Annotated in this window: 18 protein-coding genes; 11 read left to right on the forward strand and 7 right to left on the reverse strand. The window is 54.0% G+C overall.

The window, feature by feature from the left end:
• Positions 1 to 795: 795 nt before the first annotated feature.
• A complete protein-coding gene (locus tag L901_RS08835) occupies positions 796 to 1455 on the reverse strand; it encodes a hypothetical protein (protein WP_082710562.1) in 660 nt (219 codons plus the stop codon).
• Positions 1456 to 2017: 562 nt separating this feature from the next.
• Here L901_RS08835 and L901_RS26990 point away from each other — a divergent pair.
• Positions 2018 to 2674: a DUF930 domain-containing protein gene (locus L901_RS26990; protein WP_156430050.1), complete on the forward strand. Its 657-nt coding sequence runs from the start codon at positions 2018 to 2020 to the stop codon at positions 2672 to 2674.
• 140 nt (positions 2675 to 2814) lie between these two features.
• Here the strand turns inward: L901_RS26990 and L901_RS08845 are convergent, their stop codons facing one another.
• Positions 2815 to 3801 carry an acyl-CoA desaturase gene (locus L901_RS08845; protein ID WP_245289629.1) on the reverse strand — a complete coding sequence of 329 codons (987 nt, stop codon included), beginning with the start codon at positions 3799 to 3801 and terminating at the stop codon, positions 2815 to 2817.
• A 132-nt stretch (positions 3802 to 3933) separates the two neighbouring features.
• Between L901_RS08845 and L901_RS08850 the strand changes: the two genes are divergently transcribed.
• Entirely contained in the window at positions 3934 to 4308 is a 375-nt protein-coding gene (locus L901_RS08850; protein ID WP_059755694.1) for a metalloregulator ArsR/SmtB family transcription factor, read from the forward strand.
• A 737-nt stretch (positions 4309 to 5045) separates the two neighbouring features.
• Here the strand turns inward: L901_RS08850 and L901_RS08855 are convergent.
• Positions 5046 to 5681, reverse strand: a complete 636-nt coding sequence (locus L901_RS08855) for a hypothetical protein (protein ID WP_059755697.1) — start codon at positions 5679 to 5681, stop codon at positions 5046 to 5048.
• Positions 5682 to 6037: 356 nt separating this feature from the next.
• Between L901_RS08855 and L901_RS08860 the strand changes: the two genes are divergently transcribed.
• The 3 genes from L901_RS08860 (at position 6038) to L901_RS08870 (ending at position 7888) form a co-directional block, all read left to right on the forward strand.
• Positions 6038 to 6604, forward strand: a complete 567-nt coding sequence (locus L901_RS08860; protein ID WP_059755699.1) for a peroxiredoxin — start codon at positions 6038 to 6040, stop codon at positions 6602 to 6604.
• A gap of 180 nt (positions 6605 to 6784) precedes the next feature.
• The gene (locus tag L901_RS08865) at positions 6785 to 7171 is read left to right on the forward strand and encodes a GNAT family N-acetyltransferase (RefSeq protein ID WP_059755701.1); all 387 of its coding nucleotides are present in this window, start codon (positions 6785 to 6787) and stop codon (positions 7169 to 7171) included.
• 126 nt (positions 7172 to 7297) lie between these two features.
• Positions 7298 to 7888, forward strand: coding sequence for a nucleotidyltransferase family protein (locus tag L901_RS08870; protein WP_059755703.1), 591 nt, complete (start codon positions 7298 to 7300; stop codon positions 7886 to 7888).
• 337 nt (positions 7889 to 8225) lie between these two features.
• On the opposite strand, the gene L901_RS08875 is transcribed toward L901_RS08870, so the two are convergent.
• A complete protein-coding gene (locus tag L901_RS08875; protein WP_059755859.1) occupies positions 8226 to 8846 on the reverse strand; it encodes a hypothetical protein in 621 nt (206 codons plus the stop codon).
• An 822-nt stretch (positions 8847 to 9668) separates the two neighbouring features.
• On the opposite strand from L901_RS08875, the gene aspS reads away from it, so the two are divergent.
• Positions 9669 to 10985, forward strand: a complete 1317-nt coding sequence (gene aspS / locus L901_RS08880) for an aspartate--tRNA(Asn) ligase (protein ID WP_059755706.1) — start codon at positions 9669 to 9671, stop codon at positions 10983 to 10985.
• A 117-nt stretch (positions 10986 to 11102) separates the two neighbouring features.
• Here the strand turns inward: aspS and L901_RS08885 are convergent, their stop codons facing one another.
• Positions 11103 to 11810: a hypothetical protein gene (locus tag L901_RS08885; RefSeq protein WP_245289630.1), complete on the reverse strand. Its 708-nt coding sequence runs from the start codon at positions 11808 to 11810 to the stop codon at positions 11103 to 11105.
• Positions 11811 to 12282: 472 nt separating this feature from the next.
• Here L901_RS08885 and L901_RS08890 point away from each other — a divergent pair, with 472 nt between their 5' ends.
• Positions 12283 to 13149: a dienelactone hydrolase family protein gene (locus L901_RS08890; protein WP_059755713.1), complete on the forward strand. Its 867-nt coding sequence runs from the start codon at positions 12283 to 12285 to the stop codon at positions 13147 to 13149.
• 40 nt (positions 13150 to 13189) lie between these two features.
• Here L901_RS08890 and L901_RS08895 read toward each other — a convergent pair whose 3' ends face one another.
• Positions 13190 to 13711, reverse strand: a complete 522-nt coding sequence (locus tag L901_RS08895) for a 2'-5' RNA ligase family protein (protein WP_059755715.1) — start codon at positions 13709 to 13711, stop codon at positions 13190 to 13192.
• A gap of 211 nt (positions 13712 to 13922) precedes the next feature.
• On the opposite strand from L901_RS08895, the gene L901_RS26995 reads away from it, so the two are divergent.
• The 4 genes from L901_RS26995 to L901_RS08915 all read left to right on the forward strand — a co-directional run bounded on the left by L901_RS26995 (position 13923) and on the right by L901_RS08915 (position 17252).
• Entirely contained in the window at positions 13923 to 14240 is a 318-nt protein-coding gene (locus L901_RS26995; RefSeq protein ID WP_147401517.1) for a hypothetical protein, read from the forward strand.
• Positions 14241 to 14514: 274 nt separating this feature from the next.
• The gene (locus L901_RS08905) at positions 14515 to 14748 is read left to right on the forward strand and encodes a hypothetical protein (RefSeq protein WP_059755721.1); all 234 of its coding nucleotides are present in this window, start codon (positions 14515 to 14517) and stop codon (positions 14746 to 14748) included.
• 206 nt (positions 14749 to 14954) lie between these two features.
• The gene (locus L901_RS08910) at positions 14955 to 15479 is read left to right on the forward strand and encodes a hypothetical protein (RefSeq protein ID WP_059755723.1); all 525 of its coding nucleotides are present in this window, start codon (positions 14955 to 14957) and stop codon (positions 15477 to 15479) included.
• Between the two features lie 9 nt (positions 15480 to 15488).
• Positions 15489 to 17252: a hypothetical protein gene (locus L901_RS08915; RefSeq protein ID WP_245289631.1), complete on the forward strand. Its 1764-nt coding sequence runs from the start codon at positions 15489 to 15491 to the stop codon at positions 17250 to 17252.
• 170 nt (positions 17253 to 17422) lie between these two features.
• Here L901_RS08915 and L901_RS08920 read toward each other — a convergent pair whose 3' ends face one another.
• The gene (locus L901_RS08920) at positions 17423 to 18760 is read right to left on the reverse strand and encodes an LLM class flavin-dependent oxidoreductase (protein ID WP_059755726.1); all 1338 of its coding nucleotides are present in this window, start codon (positions 18758 to 18760) and stop codon (positions 17423 to 17425) included.
• Positions 18761 to 18764 lie beyond the last annotated feature (4 nt).

Consider the following 18764-nt stretch of genomic DNA (forward strand, 5'->3'; position numbering starts at 1 on the left):
TGTGGGAGTCGGACACCGGTTACGGTTCAAGCTGCCTTGATGGCAAAGTACCGATTACGGTCGTGAATTGAACCGAAATGCGCACGTTCCAAAACGGTTAGGGTCAACTATCATCTATCGGACGCGTGGAACGACTGGATTTTCAAGAAAGCAACGTCGGAAAGTTCCTGCAACAACCACACCCATTCCAAACCCAGATAGCAATCTTGCCAGTAAAAGGTCAGGCAATGAATAGGACACAAGCCAATAAAAGGCCCCAAATGCCAAGAACGATGGTGCGATACGGCTAAGCTGGCCGTCCGTGGCTGGCCGACGAAAAGCCACAAAGTGAAAGCCAGCGACGCTCCCCACCAAGCATGGCACAAAGTGACCGAAAGTTATCGTTGGCTTCGCTGTAAGCGTATCCAGCACGTAAAAGATGAACGCCAACAATCCGGTGCCGAGTAACTGCAAAACGACGGTTCCGATGAGACGCGTTCCGTAGGAATATTTGGGTTTCGAATAGCGAAAATATGTGACCAAGACGTCCTCCTCTGAAGTGGTCGCCTTCGATGGGCTGCGACCGCCTCAAATTCGTACGACCTCAACCGAAGTTGAGGTCAAGGGGGAGTCAGTGGCGTGCGAATTATTCGTCAATCGATTTCTGGTTCATTGATGACCGCCAAGACCCAAAAGTCATCATCGTGCTCAGCACCAATAGAAGGCATCAACCCAAATCTTTCGTGAAGGTCGCTTTCGATGTCCTTATGGTCCGCTTGGCTGCGGCAATTTCCGAAAGCGCACCCAGGATCACAGTTATTGGTATGCGGGGCGGTTCTCATCGTAACTGGACACCCAATGGACCCAGACGGAGACTCCCCTAGCCTTCAACAATTCCATCACCTCTCGATTGGGATGCCCCAGAGTCGTGACCTCTTCGTAGAGCTGGTCGTCGAGGATACGGACGCTTCGTAGACTGGGCATGCCGAGCAGAGCCGGGATGTTCTCTAACGCAATCCCTGCATTGATGGTCTCGACTTTGAATGGCGGCAGGAGGTCACGAAGGTCCACAGTCCCGATCATCGACGTTAGATCAAGACTCTTGATGTTCGGGCAGTGCTTGATCCCGGCAAGGCTGCTGACGTCAAAGATATCGTCCTCTCCATCCCAGAAGAACCAGACATATCGATAGATGGAGCTTCCTCCATCCAGAACAAGCTCGTCGATCTGATTCAGAAGGTCTGGCGAGAGAGGGTAGCAATCCAGATAGGCTCGAACTGCGGGAATGGGCTTGTAGCCTTCGTTCTCAAGATCGACGGGCCGTCCAAGAACATGCTCAGCAAGCTGTTGTGGGGTCCCGAGATCGATCAGCTGCTTGTCGATCAGACTGGATAGGATCGCGAGCTTCAGGTTAGGATCGTCGAACGGTGCCCCCGGCGTATCTCCAGGCGCTGGATAGCGTGACGCAGTCGCCATTCGCGGCCATCCAAGGGTTGCCAGGACACCTCCCGCGGCCACAAGATCACGTCGTTTCAGCATGAGTGCGCTTGTATCTCCATGACATTGAGTCATTTTACCACGCTGAACTGATGTACAGTAGCAGTTCTAACCGAAAGTAGCCTACCGAAATGCAGGCGGTGATAGGTCAGGCGCACGTTGCCGTGCGTCATCTTCATCAAGCAGATAACCCGGCAGGAAGCATTCGGGAAAACAAAGCAATCGAACACCGAGCGCCGATGCCTCAGTCATGACTTGGGCGGCATGGCTAGCGCAGCCCGGATGTTACCTCTGAATTCTGGCGCTTGTGCACTGGCGATACGGACGGTGGCCATGCCTCATTCCATCTGTTCGTGAAGAACCAGTCCAATGCTGCCATCATTAACCGGTGATTGCCATTTGAACGCGACAATGTCGAAAATCGTTTTCTGCTTCGCGCCAATTGCAGACGTTGCACAGGTCAGAAAACCCACTATCATCAGGAATAGTTGAGTGATTTGAGTGTCGCGACAGGTGCGACCTGTAGCTTTCAGTAGGACGCTTGAAACGCCATGGCTCTGGGCAACACACGGCGTACCTCGATTGCCAGTACGACGCCCCCAGAACGCCAAGCGCCTCCCAAGGTCATCTTCATTTCAGCGTTGGCTCACGCCATCTTCGTTATCGCTCTGCATTGCTCTTACCTTCCGCTCCTGAAGGAACGGCTCCACCAGAGGACAGCATAGCGGTCGAAATCATTCCGCAACTCGAAACGCCAAAAGTTTCGCAACCAGTGTTCCCACAGGTCGCTGTCCCAAAAGCCGGAAAGGTAGAAGAGGCGCGAGAGTTCAAGGAAGCAAGCGCAGGACAATCAGGTGTAAATCCATCAAAACCAACGGACAATCCGTCTCAGCCTGTAAAGCCTACGCGCATGTTATCTGAAGTAATTCTGGCTGATCGTCGTAGCAGCCAGGCTAAGGAAGCTCTTTCACAACTCGCTCCCGCCGAACAGATCGAACAACTTTGTAATCTCGAAGCGATGGCCCAAGTTGCTGAATTCAACAAGGAGCTAAAGCCTGACCGCGTTGTCGCCTACGCAATGGCCGATACGAAGCTTGAACGAAATTCGTTCTTGGCTGAAGGAGCGGCTGTGCATAGCGGGAAAAGCTGGATTCGCCTTCGATTTAAATGCGACCTTATGCCAGACACAAAAAAGTGAGTGCATTCGAATTTGTCGTCGGCGAATCTATACCAAGAGAACAGTGGGCCGATCACAACCTGCCAGACGAAGAGGAGTCATTTGACTAGGTCAAAACAGGCGTCTTCTCGAGCCCAACAACAGACGGAAACGCCGAGAGTTCAAGTCCGCCCCGCCGAAATCGGGCATCCTTTGCATGTCTGCAAACAGGTTCGTGGAACATAAGCCTCCTCCCCCGCCACGCGCCGCAGCCCGTCGCGAGGCTGCGTATTCTCTGGCAACTTCACCTCTTTAGCTAGTCCCAGCGCCATGAGAACCTGGATGAGGGTCCAGCCAAGGTCGATCTGGCCTCTTTCCAGGCCCAGGCGTGCGGATTGCGGAAAAGCGTGGTGGTTGCCATGGAAGGCCTCGCCAAAGGTGACCAGCCCGAAGGCGGGCAGGTTGTAGCCTTGAACGGCAACATCATCGACGCTCCAGCCCTGGTGGCCGCGGCGATGAGCGAAATGGCCAATCAACCAATGCCCCGTTAGTGAGACCGAGACGCGCACCGCGATCCCCCATACCAACCAACTCCAACCACCGACGAAGAAGAACAACGCTGCCCATGGCAACTGCTGCGCCATCCACGTCCTTTCGAGGAACTGGTAGAATCGGTCTTCGCGCACAGCCTTCTCGATGAGAAATGTGGGCGGCTGGCGCAGTTTCACCGCGCAATGCATCTGCCACCAGGCGTCCGCAAGGAACCAGCGGCGATGGGCATGAAGCGGATGGCATTCGTGCTGGCGCTGTGCCCAATCTCGAATGTCATGGGCATGGATCATGCCGAAGGGCCCGGCCATGCCGACCAGCGTGCCCAGATAAACGAGAATGTATTCGACTGTCTTGCTGGTCCGAAACGAACGATGAATGAGCAGGCGGTGCATGCCAACCGAATGACCGGCGCAAATAGTGATCGCCGTTGTTACCACGAACAGCGCAAAGGCGTCCCAGCCGAAAGTAGCCGGGCCAAAAACCAATGCAATCAGCGTCAGCGAACAGGTCCAGATTGATTTCGATGGCACCCAAACAACATCGCCATCGATCGCACTGCTTGTTGGGCCGGAAATCATACGTTCGGTTGAAAGGGTCTGGGTCACTACAGAAGGCATCATTAACTCCCACTTCCCATTGCTCTCGCCTTGCAAAATCGCGGATGAATCTATATTTAGTTCATGAGCTAAATACCTATTGCCTTAATTTAGGTATTTAGGCAATAGACAAAATATTTTTCGAGGTTTGGCATGACGAATGAGAAGTCGAATGAGGGAATGGAAGAGGCGTTGAGTTCTGATGGCTCCTTCCAGCGCGTCTTCGAAGCTCTGGCTTCGGCACCGCGCCGGCGTATTCTGGCTTATCTGGCACATACCTCGTTGACGGCGGGCGAGATTGCGGCACGTTTCGACATGTCGAAACCGTCAATTTCCCAGCATCTGGGCGTCCTCGAGAATGCCGGGCTGATCGCCAAGAAACGGCAAGGCCAGTTCATCCACTATTCAATCATTCCCAACAACTTGGCCAACACGCTGAACAGTTTTGTACAGGATGTCTGTCCGATCGCCCGTCCGCTCAAGAAAGAAAGCCGCCAGATTGCCGATTCAAAAACGAGTTCACGGTAGCGAGTGGGTGGCGCTGGCAGGTACTTACCTTAACGGATGCTGTATTGGTGCGGCATGGTCAGAGTACTGATTTCCACTAAGAGCTGACCTTGTAGATCGCCGCCATCTTAGGATCATACCTGTGGCAGGTTTCGGGATTTCGTGAGAAATCAGTCGCCAGGGAACAGATATTCTATGAGGGTACTGGGAAATAGAAATGGAGCATATCGAGTTTAAGTCGGATGGCGTCAGTATCTAGGCCGGAGGATTTTGTGACTATCTTCTCGTTTCTCCCGACAAACGCCATGAGGTAATGCTGCGCAATCTCCGTGAACCACCCCATGGCGATTGCTATAGCGAAGCATACATAGACGGGGTTAGATTACTGGGATTTGTCTGGGGTTCTAATTTTGCATTCACAGCAGACTCCAACTTTTTTGCCGCAAGCTGGATGTTGCAACTCTACGAACGGCATACCATCATCGTAGATATTGGGAGGAGGCGATACTATACGCTTCCTGAGTATATTTATGATTTTTCGTTTCAATGGCCCACCGTTCTCGGTGTCGGATCGGAAGAGGGGCTGCTTTATGGGTTTGACGGCAGCGAAGTATGGACACCTTTCTGATTGATTGTCGCGCAATTCCTAAAGACCGACCCAAAGTCCCAAGCTGCCTAATAGTCCTTGTTTGATCTTTACATGATTTGTGGATTTGCGCCGATCGCCCTCGAAACGCTCAGCGCGCTTGGCGCGGCGGTTACTTGACCGCACCATCGAGATAGAGGTCTTCACCTCGTTGCAGCGGCGTGAAAGTGAAGTCGTCTTTTCTCAAAAAGCGGTCGAACCAGCCCAAAAGATCGTCTGCGGTCGCCGAGTTGCGATAGCCGACCAGCTTGACGGTCAGAGGAGCACTGAAGGCTATGTCAAAGGCGGTGTCGAACTGGGTTGTACCAGAAAGCTGAACAGAAAACGTGCCGCCACCATCGTAACGGATGGAGATTTCCGCGCGAGAGAAGAACTCGTCGCTGTAAATGGTGATGAGGCCGGGGGCTTCCCACCAATCTTCCCTAGTCAAAGCGTTTGGAGTTCCTTCGCCCTGGAAATCTATCAAGATTTCTTCAAGGCTACGAAAATCACGGTTCTTAAAGCGCTTCAACGGAATTTTGAGCCACTGTGTATCCAGACCCGGATTCAACCACTGAGAGACGTCATCCTCGGGATCATTGTTGGGATCGAAGAAAAATTTCGGCGATTTCACTTCTAAATCCAGTACCACGTAGTCCTCCAGCTCCTGACCAGGCCAAGAGCCACTTGAGGCCCGCAAGGTGATGCGTGGCTCTTCGACTGAAAGGTCGAGAGGATGTTTCTGATAAACAAGTCTGAAATGTCTCATGCAGTTCTCCGGTACGAAAACTCTTCGCGGATTTCGCAAGATAGCGGTTGATGGTATATTTTGTCATGGCACATCTTTCAGGAACAGACCGCTCGTAACTGTTGCTTCTCCCCGAAGCGGTTGGCGGCTAGGCAGGGCCGGGCAGTCCGGTTCGCTTCAGAACGGCTGCTTCTTCCATAGCCAATCTGAAATCGACATGCCGCTTTCCACCTTTATTTCAAGCGCGGACATAGTCCTGCAATGACCGCTTCGGTCAATTTTTGTAATGCCAAAGAGCGCCAATAGGAGATATTGCAGCGGCGTGAAATTCGTTTAGCTTTTCTCGCATTGACGACCGAGAGGACATTGGCGTGGCTATGGGAAACAACTTTGTGGCATCATTGATCCCACATGACGATGGCGCAGCGAAGCATTTGCCAGGGATGGAAATGCCGGATGTTACATTGGCAGCAACCGACGGCACGACTGTCGACCTTAGAGGGCCAGGTCTGTCCGTCGTATATGCCTACCCACGCACCAGCCCGCCGGGTGGCAATGCGATTGACGGATGGGATGCCATACCCGGGGCTAGAGGCTGCACACCTCAATCTTGCGCTTTTCGCGACCATTTCGCGGAGCTGAAGGGATTAGGGGCCAGCCATCTTTTTGGCCTTTCGACGCAGACGACCGAGTATCAAAAAGAGGCTGCAAACCGGCTTCACTTGCCGTTTCCATTACTTTCCGATCATTCACTTTCTCTTGCGAAGGCCCTTAGCCTGCCGACGTTTGAAGCGGGTGGTTTCACCTTGCTCAAAAGGCTGACGATGATCATCGAAGATGGCAGGATCAGGCATGTCTTTTACCCTGTAGACCCGCCTGATAAAAACGCCGAGGCAGTGATCGCCTGGTTGCAAACAAACTATCATTCGAAAGCACGCGGATGAGTGTTTTGGCCAATTGCGGCGGCAATCCTCATGGCAGAAAGCAGTGTCTGTTGGGACAAGCAACTCTTCGATGCAGCGAATTCCGACGACATAGTCTTCCTGATCGAGACGGTGTAGAAAACTGCCTGACCATGACTATCTTCGAAAACGTCGCGTGCACAATAACTGGAGAGCGGCAACATGGTGACGTTTCGGATTGATCCGTTCCCGCGCCAAGACGAGCTGAATGTGCTTTGGTTAGAAGCCTGGGGCAGCGAAGGGCCAAAAGACTTTTCCAGCATATTGTCACGCAGCCTTGCCCATATTGCGGCTTATGAAGATGATCGCCTCGTCGGCTTCGTGAATGTGGCGTGGGATGGAGGTGTCCACGCCTTCATCCTGGACACCTGCGTTATTCCCCGGATGCGACGAAGAGGTATCGCTGCCCGCATGGTGTTAGAAGCCACAAATGTAGCGCGAGAGCGCGGAGCGAATTGGTTACATGTCGACTTCGAACCGCATCTGAGCTCATTCTATCAGAGTTGCGGATTTCGGCCGACCAAGGCAGGACTCATCAAGCTCAAGTGATTTAAATCGGTCGCTCTCTGGCCATTGCGGCCGCCGCGAAACTCCTTGTTCTGTTCCGTCGCAGATGTCAGGAAAACAAGCGTCGCTTTAATCGGGAGTTTCTTGACAAGAAAGGAAATCACAAGGATGGACCAGCACGAAGGAATTCGATCCGCTGTTCTCGCTAGTCCATTGCTTCGGCCCATCATCGATGGGTGGGATAACGTAGCCTTACCGGATTGTTGGTTGGTCGCAGGCGCTATCGCTCAAACCGTTTGGAACCGGACGTTCGATCTGCCATCTACCCACGGCATTTCCGATATTGATATCGTTTATTTTGACTCGGACGACCTTACGGAAAACGGGGAAGCGCGGCAGGCGGCAAGAATTCGTGCGGCGTTCTCACATCTGCCAGTATGGATCGATGTGAAAAATGAAGCTCGGGTGCATATGTGGTACGAGGGCAAGTTCGGGCATCAGATTATGCCATACACCTCCACTGCCGAGGCCATCACCACGTTTCCCACCACGGCGACAGCAATCGGCGTGAAGCCCATCGGAGACTCCCTTCTCCTCAATGCTCCGTTTGGAACGGACGATCTGGTGAACGGGGTTGTCCGAGCGAATAAGAAGCAAATCACCCGCGAAATATACGATGCTAAAACTGCGCGGTGGATCGCTGTCTGGCCTGACCTCTCCGTTGTGCCTTGGCGTGATGAAGATTCGCAGAAATCCTAATTACGCGACAGTCGGCCGCGACTCAAATCAAAAGGGAATTTCTGTCGCAAAACTCAGAGTTCGCGGCCGATTTTTACGACTGAGTATGTCCGCAATAGGCCGATAGAGGAAGATCGGACGCTTGCAGATAATGCGCCAGCACGAGTCGTCGCAAGGTCGACTGCGGCAACCCCGTCTGCGGCCGTAACGGTAGTCGAGCACGTTGGGCCCACGCGTCGAAGCAGGCACCACCGTCGTGCAGAGAGCAGGCTTTGGTGATAATCCCAAATCGACAAGATTGGGTAGGCGAATGTCTCGGATATCCGACGAAGCAGTCCTGTCCTACCGTCACCATTTGTCAGTTGCTCCAACCAATCTGAAACCGGTCAAATCGGACTTCACTAATGGGATGTCCCGACGGATCGAGTCTGATCGAGCGAAGCACGAGGTTCAGGTTGGCAGAGTAATATTGTTCAAAGATTATCGGAGACAGTCCTTGCAGCTCCACGCGGCTTTTCACCACCCAAACGGGATACGAGCAGAAACCAATTGTTTCCTCGGTCCATCTCTCGAAGGTGATGGTGGTCGTGCCCGCAACCGTTTTTTGACCATTTACGAACAGCGTTGTACCGGATCGCCAATTTCCCTTTAATGGCAAATCGTCGAGCGTCGTCGCATCCGAGTAGGTCACTTCTTGCAAGCCCTTCGCGCTGATCCGTTTGGTGACGAGCAGGGGGTGCAGATATTCCGCCGATATTGGCTCTAGTGAAGCGTGCCGTGCCATCAGGCGCTGCTCGGTTAACCCTGACTGCGTCGGTTTGTAGAAGACGGAGAAGAACGGTTGCTCTCTGGTGAGGAGCACGCCCTGTTTGGTTTCCTTTGGGGTCAAGCAATGTCCAAACGCTGGAACCGCCGAAACTATACCAGCCAACAGAAATAAACTTCTCAGCACAGCCGACCTCCCTAACCTGCATCGCATACCGCTACCATAACGCGCAAAAATCGTCATTCGAGCGATTTTTTGTGATCCCCTCACGGCTTCGGTCCAATGTCGACGCATGATGAGATAGGCCGGCTGGGGCCATGTGGCGACGAGACGGTGGCGTGGCGGAGATTTGGTTATGGACACCGCCATACTGCATGCACGCTGTCCCTGGAACAAAGGCATTCTAGCCTGCCAAAAGCGTCCACTTCAGCCGAAGAACGTCTGTTCAATCCGAGTCCGTCTGGAAATGAGTGGAGCGATCCGGGAGTTGGCCCTCTTCAACCTCGCCATCGATACCAAGCTTCACGCTTGTGATCTCATTAGGCCGAGGATCGCACATTTGTGGTCCGGCAGCTCGATACGTGACCTAACTACGCTCATTCAGAGGAAAACAAAGCGGCCTGTGCACTTTGAGGTTACCGGAGCTCGATCGTGCCGTAGCTCCCATTCGTGCGAAGGAGCGGCGGCGTATCTATTCCCGAGCCGCAAAAACCGCTTCGGGCCGAGAGGTGTCTGCCGCTCAGCGCCGAATCCGGATATCGTTCGCAACCGCCAAAACGCTGGCGATCGTCGAGGCAAATAGTTCGTCACAAGGTGGTATCGGGATTTACGATTGACGGTTTACAAAGGTCTGTCATTGCGGCTAAATCGCCCTATGAGTACGCGACACAACATGACCGTCAATAATAATGACCCCTCCGGGGTCATGGATGGTGTGTGCGCGGTTTAGCGTAGCTCATTAATCACCATAGCCCTGCCGGTTTCGGAAGGGCTGTAGGTGTGGCTTCTCCGTATCGGTTTTTCCTGGAGAAAGTCATGTCGCATCCCTTCCTTTCGCACGATTGCCCGATTTCAGAACTGCCCCTTAGCATTGGGCAGCATGTCAAGCTGCATGGATTCGTCGACACAATTCGCGATCAAAAACACATGCGTTTCATCATCCTGCGTGATGGAACAGGCAAGGTTCAGCTTACTCAGAACAAGGACAATAAAGCTCTCGCCTCAGCACTCGATACTCTGACACCCGAAAGTGCACTCATGGCCACCGGCACGGTCGTTGCTGCCCCGGCAGTAAAACTCGGTGGCCTGGAAGTCATACTCGACGGCGCTGAGGTGTGCGGGCTGGCTGACAGCCTTATACCCATAGCGCGCGGTTCCGGCCTCGAAAAATGGCTGGACCATCGGCAGGTAAGTTTGCGCTATCCGGAGCAACAACTGGTCTTTGCTGTACAGACGACCTTGGAACAGGCGATGCGCGAGTTCTGGAAGCAGTACGGTTTTTGCGAGATTCATTCGCCCAAGCTGATGGGGACTGCAAGCGAGTCGGGAGCTGAAGTATTCTCCGTCAAATACTTCGACACCACGGCCTTCCTCGCGCAGTCGCCGCAATTCTACAAGCAATTGGCTATCGCAGGCGGCATGGAGAAGGTATTTGAGATCGGTCCGGTCTTCCGTGCTGAGCCCTCCTTCACTTCGCGGCACGAAACCGAGTTCACCTCCATCGACATGGAGATCAGCTGGATTAAAGACCACCATGAACTGATGGACTTTGAACAACACTGGCTGGCTCATTCCATCCGGGCGGTCGCGGAGGTTCATGGCCCTGAGATCGAGACTCATTTCGGCGTGAAAGTCGCTCCACCTACGTTACCATTTCCACAGGTGACTTTTGCCCAGGCCCGCGAAATCCTCAGCCAGCTCGGTCACATGCTGACGCGACAGGACGACCTTGATGCTGAAGGTGAGCGAATCCTCTGCGAACATATTGCTGCACAAACGGGGCATGAGTTCTTGTTCATAACTGACTACCCGGCGAGCAGCCGGGCCTTCTATCATATGCGCCATGAGGGTTGCCCTGACATTACGAAGGGTTTCGATCTCCTCTGGCGTGGCCTAGAAATCACGACTGGTGCGCAACGGGAGCATCGCCACGACCGCCTTGTTGCGCAGGCAGAGCAACGAGGATTGAAGCTGGACGCTCTGTCCGACTATTTTGATTTCTTTCGTTTTGGCTGCCCGCCCCACGGAGGTATGGGGGTTGGGCTTGGTCGCATCATGATGCGCCTCCTCAACGCCGCCAGCATAAGGGAGGTCACATTGCTCAGCCGAACACCGAAGCGGCTGCGGCCCTGAGTGACCGCTACATGCACCAGACGGCGCGCGTTGATCGCGCGTCGTCTGGTGCTGCTTCACAACCCATAAGTCCGTTTTAGGCCACATGAAGCCGTGGGAAAACGCCCAGCAAGAAAACTACTTTGAGACGCTTGCAAACAAGTCTCCTGCCTTTCTCGCTACGATGTCGTGGATAGCAGTTCTTGAAAGTCCTTTGGGATCAGCGAAAAGTTCCGGGACAGCGGTCAGCCCGGTTTCAGAACCTTCGGGCAAGAACGTGTAGTGGCCAACGCCGCCGCTTAGAACCTTGGACTTACAAAGCGGTATGTGTTCGGACAGCCATTGGCAGCATTGCGTGGGCGGAGCGATCGTGTCTTCGTCCCCACCTATCAATTGAATCGGTATCGTGATGTGCCGAAGACTGTCTTGTGAGAAGCCTAAGACAGAGCGTCCCGGTGCAATGCCCAGTGCCGAACGGACTCTAGCATCCGAGAAGTCTGCGCGGCGTCGATCCCAGGAAGCATGGAAAACCGGATTTTCATAAAGGTTCGGGAGTTCATCGGCGAGGTTCGGAAACTCTCGTGGCCCTCTGACAGGGCTTTTCAACGGGTTGTCCGGTTCGAACTGCGAGAATGCAACGCGCGCACCGGCCAACAACAGAGCGGTGTAGGCTCCGGCGGAAAAGCCTGCCGCAAATATATGATTATTGATCTCAACTCCTAACTCGCTCCGCCAGCTAGACTGGTCAAGAATGGCCTTGAAGTCAGCGGCTCGCTCCCACATGCAGAGAAACCCTTCGGCGCGGTACGGTTCTGACCCTGTGTTGCCGTGATGATCAATCGCCAAGGCGACGTAGCCTTGCTGAGCCAGCCGGAAGCCAAGCCACTCAAGAGCGACCCCCGTGGCTCCTGTCCCATGCGAAAGGAGGACTAGCGGAAAAGAAGCGTAGGCGCAGGATACCGGCGCATTGGCCGCAACGGCTTCTCTCCTGAACCAAGACGCTTCCAAGGGGACAGTAGCGACTGATCCGTCATCAGCAGGATACCACGCAGTCCAGACCAAAGGACGAGCGGCTGTCCCGTCCCAACTTCGACGTAGAGGATCGACTGTAAAGCCTGACTTTAAACCAACCAGCATGCGATCCTCGGGAGTTCCCGTTGTCGTAGCCAGAGTTTTAGCGCGATGCGGTCGGACTAACCAGAGACCTACCTCAGATGTCTTCATTGGGCCGATAGGCGTCTCTCGCTCGCCGCCAACACTGGTGATTGTCGATCCGATCGCGTGCGCTTAGTATCTCTTCAGTCCAGAGGTAGGATCAATGTTTTCCAAGACGTTCACTGCATTGATGGCGGCTGCGACCCTGATCGGGATGGCTCATGGCTCTGCCATGGCCGCTGAAGAGGTCCACTTTTCAAGTGAACCTGTGAAGCCCAGTGCCTTACGTGAAAGGCTTGCCAAGCAAAGGGGCGAAGCTGTTCCGTCCCAACCAGGCACTCCGCTGGTGGGCTATCTGAGCCGGCCTGAAGGCGCGGGTCCCTTCCCGGCAATAGTGGTCCTACACGGGTGCGGTGGACTTGGCCCAAGGCTGAAGAACGATGTTGCAGGTCGCCTGGTTTCACAAGGCTACGTGGTACTTGCGGTCGACAGTTTTGCGAGCCGTGAAATGAAATCGACGTGCCAAAACACCCGTAGTGACAATCTTTTTACGACTACTGATCGGGTTTACGACGCTTATGGGGCGTTGAATTATTTATCAAAGTACCCTTTCGTTGCGGCAGATCGAGTAGCCTTGATAGGCTTTTCGGCGGGCGGCGTGACCGCGCTGGAGGCTACCAAGGTTTACGGCATCGAGCAGCTTATGACGCGGAAGTTCAAAGCTGCCGTTGCGTATTACCCGACCTGTTCTCCAAATGACGGCGATGCAACTGTTCCAATGCTTATCATGATAGGCGAGTTGGATGACTGGGGGCCACCAGCGCTATGCCGACAGCGCCTTGAGAACTTGAGTGGCAGCGGCCCAGAGATACGGCTCCACGTGTATTCTGGAGCTGCTCATGATTTCGACGTACCAACTGCGAACGCCGGCACGGTCTATTTCGGCCATAAGCTCGAATATGATGCCGCAGCAACCGCGCAATCTAATCGTGACGTCTCTGCTTTCCTTCGCAATGAGATCGGAAATTAGGCGAAACGAGCGACGATCGGTCGGGGGCGAAAACGGACATTCAATTCAATCGCAGTTCGTGTCGCACCACGACCGGCGGAAACTGGACAAAATCTGCTACATCAAATTCGACGGTGAACTTTAGCCTTCGGCTTTCGGCCCACTGGATTGCTGCTGGTTTGGCAGACTGCGGCACCGCAGTCGCGAGGGAGCAGTGAGGGACCCAACGACCAGTGCGGTAATGTTTGTGACAGCTCAGCGGATCAAAGTGACTGTGCAGTCTGCTGTGTATATCTGACAGAGCGTGGTTCGAACGGGGTTTTGCCCAAAGAACCATGGTCTCATTGTCAAAGTATTTCACTGCGTCGAATGTGATCAAAAGTTCTTTCTGCGCCGAAAACACCTCCGCCATGATCGCGCTAACGTCTTCTGGCGATTGCTCAAACACGGCAAGCGTCAAATGCGGCGGGTACCCCAATTCCTGCATCGAGCCTTTGGCCTCAAATAAGCTTGCCTCGTCCCACAGTTTCAGGATTTCACTTGCTGTGGCGTTGCGGCTCTTCAGGCAGATTCCATAAGGCATCTATTCCGTCCATTGTGCGCTTCTGTTCGACCTTACATCAACTAGGTGCTGCGGGTCGAGCGTCTGCTTTGGGCCGAAGCCTGTCATGTCAGGATCGCGCCATTAGCCACGTTGCGGCGGCCGCAAAATCTAGTAAAACAAATGAGCTTGTAATCGGAATTTCGAGAAGTGCGGGCTGGCGCTCAGAGCTGAACGAACATGGAGAGCGTAAATGGAGATCGTCTTCGAGCGGAGCAGCGTGTGCGCCGGTGATGATGTTTTTTCGCCAAACGCACGGCTTGTAACCTTTGCCACGAGGCCCCGCTTATCTGACGTCCTTACCGAAAATGGACCACTTCTTGAATATCTGCCATGTGTACACGCATCGCGGACCTATTGGAAGGCATCGATCGGCGAGGAAACTATCGCCACGATTAGCTTCACCTGTGAGCCGTTTCGCTCGATTTCTGTTAAATTACTCGTCACTGATCGCCACATCGAAGGTGGACATGTTTTCTTCGAGGCAGCAGGACAAGAGCGTATCAGTTGACATCGACTGTTCTTACTCTGCTGTGACATTCAACGGCAGCGAAGGGCCGAGAACAGTCAGAGTCAGTATAACTTGCGCTGCATCCGGCTGATTGACGACATTTGTCGCTTGTGGCAGGACAGCTACGACAAACCGTCGGCGAGAATTTCTATACAGCGGGATATCATGACTCAGATACTTTTGCTCAGGCAGTTCGAACTCTAAGCGCATAAGCGCGAGTTCATCCTTTCGCTTGTGCGCCACGCCCGAATTTTCATCGAGCATTGGAGCACTTATGCGAGCTATCGCGACCACGCCGGTTGTCGGCGAAGACGTCTTTGACGTGAATTCCGAGATCGGCGGCTCATTCACGGTTTCCATTATTGAGGACCTTGGTGATGGCGCTGTCATGGTCCGTATTCTGTATGGTGAGATCAAGGAAGCCGGTTGGAAATCTTTCGGTCTTTTTGACGGGAATATTTTCCAAACCCGCAGAAAGTACCTCACCAATAGGCGCACTTTGCGCTGACGTCCTCTGGCCACCCCTACAACAGCGAGGGGTGGCCGTTTCCAGGCCACGCACCATCATCGCGCAGGCTCGCGGAAACTGTAATGCCGGACTTCAAACGCCGGATCATCGTTACGAGTACAGATTTGTTGCTGCTTAACATCCATACTCATTTAATCGTATTGCTTCGGCCATATTGCGAACGTTGCCTCGGGGACTTTTGAAAAATGGAAAATATCGTTCACGGCTCCAAAGCGGAAATGGCGCTGAAACTCCTGCTCGATGATCTCCGTGAAAGTGCAGCGAACGCGCGGGCCTTTGGACCGGTCTCAGCACTTACGCTCTATGGACGTCGATTCCCTTCCGCTGGAGACGACCCCGCCTGGCTTGAGCGCGGCCCCAAGAGACATTGTTTCGCAAACGCGGCAAAACTAGCCAGCGAACGCGATGACGTTTTTTATGCCGAAGGCTACGCGTTCAACGGCGAAATTCCGATCCCGATGCAGCACGCTTGGCTTGTCGACAAGAATGGCTGCCCAATCGACCCAACATGGGAGCAGAACCCAGACCACATCTATTTCGGCATCGTATTCCGCAAGGCCTTCATCATTGAGATGATGAACATTAATCGTTGCGAGGATGGCCTGCTCGTCTATCCGAACGTGCTTCACCGGCATTTCGGCTCGGCTGAATTACTGGAGGCAGTCATCGAACCCAGTATGGCAGCTTTCCATATTGCGCGTGGTGATTGACACGATAGCATGCACCTGAGGACGGACGGGGGCAGAGGTCGTGTTTCAGCGTATTATATTGGTAGTGACCACGGTTTGGCTTGGGTCGGAGCCGCATATGCCGATATCACCTTTGAGCGTGTTCCAATCGACGGCTCTTCGCCTGTTCTCCTGCTGAAGGGTGAGTTCACGACATCGGACAATCCTGACCAACTTGCACGTGAAGTCGCCGCAAGCGGTGCCAAATTGATCACCTTCAACAGCAACGGCGGCAATGTTGCAACGGCGATGGCGTATGGGAGGATGATACGCTCGCTCGGACTATCCACGCTTCAGCTTCGTTCTGCCGAATGTGCTTCTGCCTGCGCACTCGCTTTCGTGGGAGGTGTAAACCGACAGGCGGAGCCCGGCGCGATCGGAGTGCACCAGTCTTCTTTCTCCCCAGAATCCAGTCTCGAAGGGCACATCGCAGTCGCGGCCGTTCAGGCGCTAACCGCCCAGATCATGACGTACCTCGTCGAAATGGATGTCGATCCCAAACTGCTTCAACTGAGCCTGTCGGTTCCCAGTGACGATATGCGGTATCTTACGGCTAGCGAGATGCAGAACTATAAAGTCACCTGGGGCAACTTAGCCGATCTGACCAAATCTGCTTCAGCGTCCAAGGTCGCTCCAAAAGCTGTTACTGAGGCCCCACTCGCCACCGAGGCTCCTCCACCAACAACTGAGGAAAAAGCATCATCCTTCGTCACGGCATACTATGACGCCTGGTCTCGTAGGAATGTGGAGGCGCTCGCCTTTATGGAAAATGCGTATGCCGACACGGTCGATTTCTATGGGAAAACGACGCCGAAGGCTGCCGTGATTGACGAAAAACGCAACTTTGCGAATAGATGGCCCGTCCGTGCCTACAGCGTGAATGCAGGTTCGACGAAGGTAATATGCACGGAAACCTGCAAGGTTGACGGAATTGTTGACTGGTACACAAAACGCGACGTCGGGAACCGGATTTCATCCGGCTCCGCCGAATTTTCTCTGGTTTGGGACCAGAGAGCTGGTGTGATCCTTTCCGAAACGAGCAAAGTTATCCAGACGGACAAGGACGTCTCTCAACCTGTAAGTTTGATAGCCCAGTGGGCGGACCAGAATGCTGCCTGCCGCGGCGGCAGCGGTGACTTGCCGGAAACAAATGTGGCCTGTGAACGACGAGAAGCCATTGGCGACAAGCTGGAGGCTGCAGGATGGTGTTACGGCCGTGAGGGGGAATACGGATATCAGATGCGCTGGCATGCCTGCGAAGCAAAATCCTATAAACAGGAAAGTCCGGCAGGGATTGTGTTGAGCCCGACGTTCAAGCGACCGGACCCGTCCAGTTTTCCCGTTCGAGGTCGGTTTTCGGGCAAGACCGTTATGCCGGATTTCAAAGCACGTGATCGCGAATTCAACAGTTTCAGAACTCGTATTCGTAACGGTATGCGCGAAGGACCAAATTTCGCCGGCCGTTACACCCTTATCCAGATTGGGTGTGGCACGGGGTGCTCGTTCGTTATCGTCGCGAACAATCAAACGGGTCGCCCGGGCTCATTCCCCCGTGGCGGGGAAGAGCACATGTATCTGAATTTGGACTTTCGCCGCGACAGCCGACTGGTTGCCGCCCAATGGCTAAACTACGAAACTCAAACTTGCGTCATTGAATTCTTCGATTTCGACGAAGACATCTGGAAACCGATCACCAAGACCGTAATCGGCAACGACGACGCGTGTTATCGGACAATCGCCGAAAACCTCCGTTGAGCGAGATGCGGTCTTCATCAGTCAGAGTTTTTCTTCACCCCGGCATAGGCTCAGTCTGCTGCGGCTTTTGGCAATCGCTATTCGGCTCCTGATGTTTGATATGACAAGGCGGCCATTTTCGAACCCGCCTGGGAGGCAAGGCTCGAAGGCTCATTGATTATCAATTTGGGTTACGCAGACTTCGCTAACGGGCGAGGAACGGCAACATCGCCCAGCCCAAAATGCGACCGTAGCGTGCTTCCCTCATAGTCTTCACGGAACAATCCGCGCTTCTGTAAGATCGGAACGACTTCTTCTGCGAACAGTTCAAGCTGGCTGTTTATGGTGGGCGGCATCACGTTGAAGCCATCAGCGGCCCCGGTTTTAAACCAATCCTCGATAATGTCGGCCACCTCTTCTGGAGTGCCGGTCGCAACGAAATGTCCCCGCGCGCCTGCCAGTTTGCGAAGCAATTGCCTCAGCGTCAGGTTTTCCTTGAGTGTCATATCGACATAACCGATTACACGGCTTTTCGAGGCTTCCACAGTATTGGGATCGGGGAAGTCGTCCCTTGTCAGCGGTTGATCGAGCGGGATGCCACTAAAGTCATGGCCGCCAAACCGTGCCGAAAGACGTGTCAATCCAACCTCGGTGCTGGTTAGCGCGTCGAGTTCCTCCCAAACCAACTCTGCCTCTGCCTTTGTAGACCCAATCGCTGCGCTGATACCTGGCAAGATGACAATGTCATCCGCGCTACGCCCATAGCCGACGCCGCGGTTTTTGACGTCCGCATAGAAGTCTTTCGCAGACTCCTTGGTCATGTGTGCAGTGAAAATCGCCTCCGCCCAGCGTGCCGCAAATCCGCGACCCGCATCCGACTGCCCTGCCTGGATGTAAACGGGCCGCGACTGCGGGCTTTCGGGGACATTCAACGGTCCCTTCGTACGATAGTGTTCGCCAATGTAATTCGCTGGCACGATACGATCGCGATCAAGATATTTGCCGTTTTCACGGTCATCAATAACGGCGTCGGCTGGGAAGCTCTTCCAGAGAGCGTCGACGGCTTCCACGAACTCTTCAGCAAGCTTATAACGATCACCATGATCGACGTTCTGTTGGAGACCGTAATTCGCTCCAGCCTCGGGAGCCCATGAAGTGACGATGTTCCACCCGGCGCGGCCGTTAGAAAGATGATCCAGCGTGGCGAACTGGCGGGCCAGCGTGTAGGGGAGACTGTAGGTCGTCGATGCTGTGCCAATCAAGCCGATCTTGCTTGTATGTGCCGCCAGGAGCGAAAGTAGGACGATCGGCTCAAGCGAGCCGGAAGACGCCAAGCCACTGCTGTTGCCGGCGGCAAGAGTGTCGGCAAGGAAGACCGCATCAAACTTTGCCTTCTCGGCAATCGTGGCCGCCTCTACGTAGAGGGAGAGATCGGTCAGAGCCTTGTGGTTGGATTTCGGATGTCGCCAAGCGCCTTCGTGGTGGCCGCGGGACATAAGGAAGAGGTTGAGATGCAGATGACGCGACATGATG

The sequence above is a fragment of the Agrobacterium sp. D14 genome (assembly GCF_001526505.1).
GTDB classification, from domain to species: Bacteria; Pseudomonadota; Alphaproteobacteria; order Rhizobiales; family Rhizobiaceae; genus Agrobacterium; species Agrobacterium leguminum.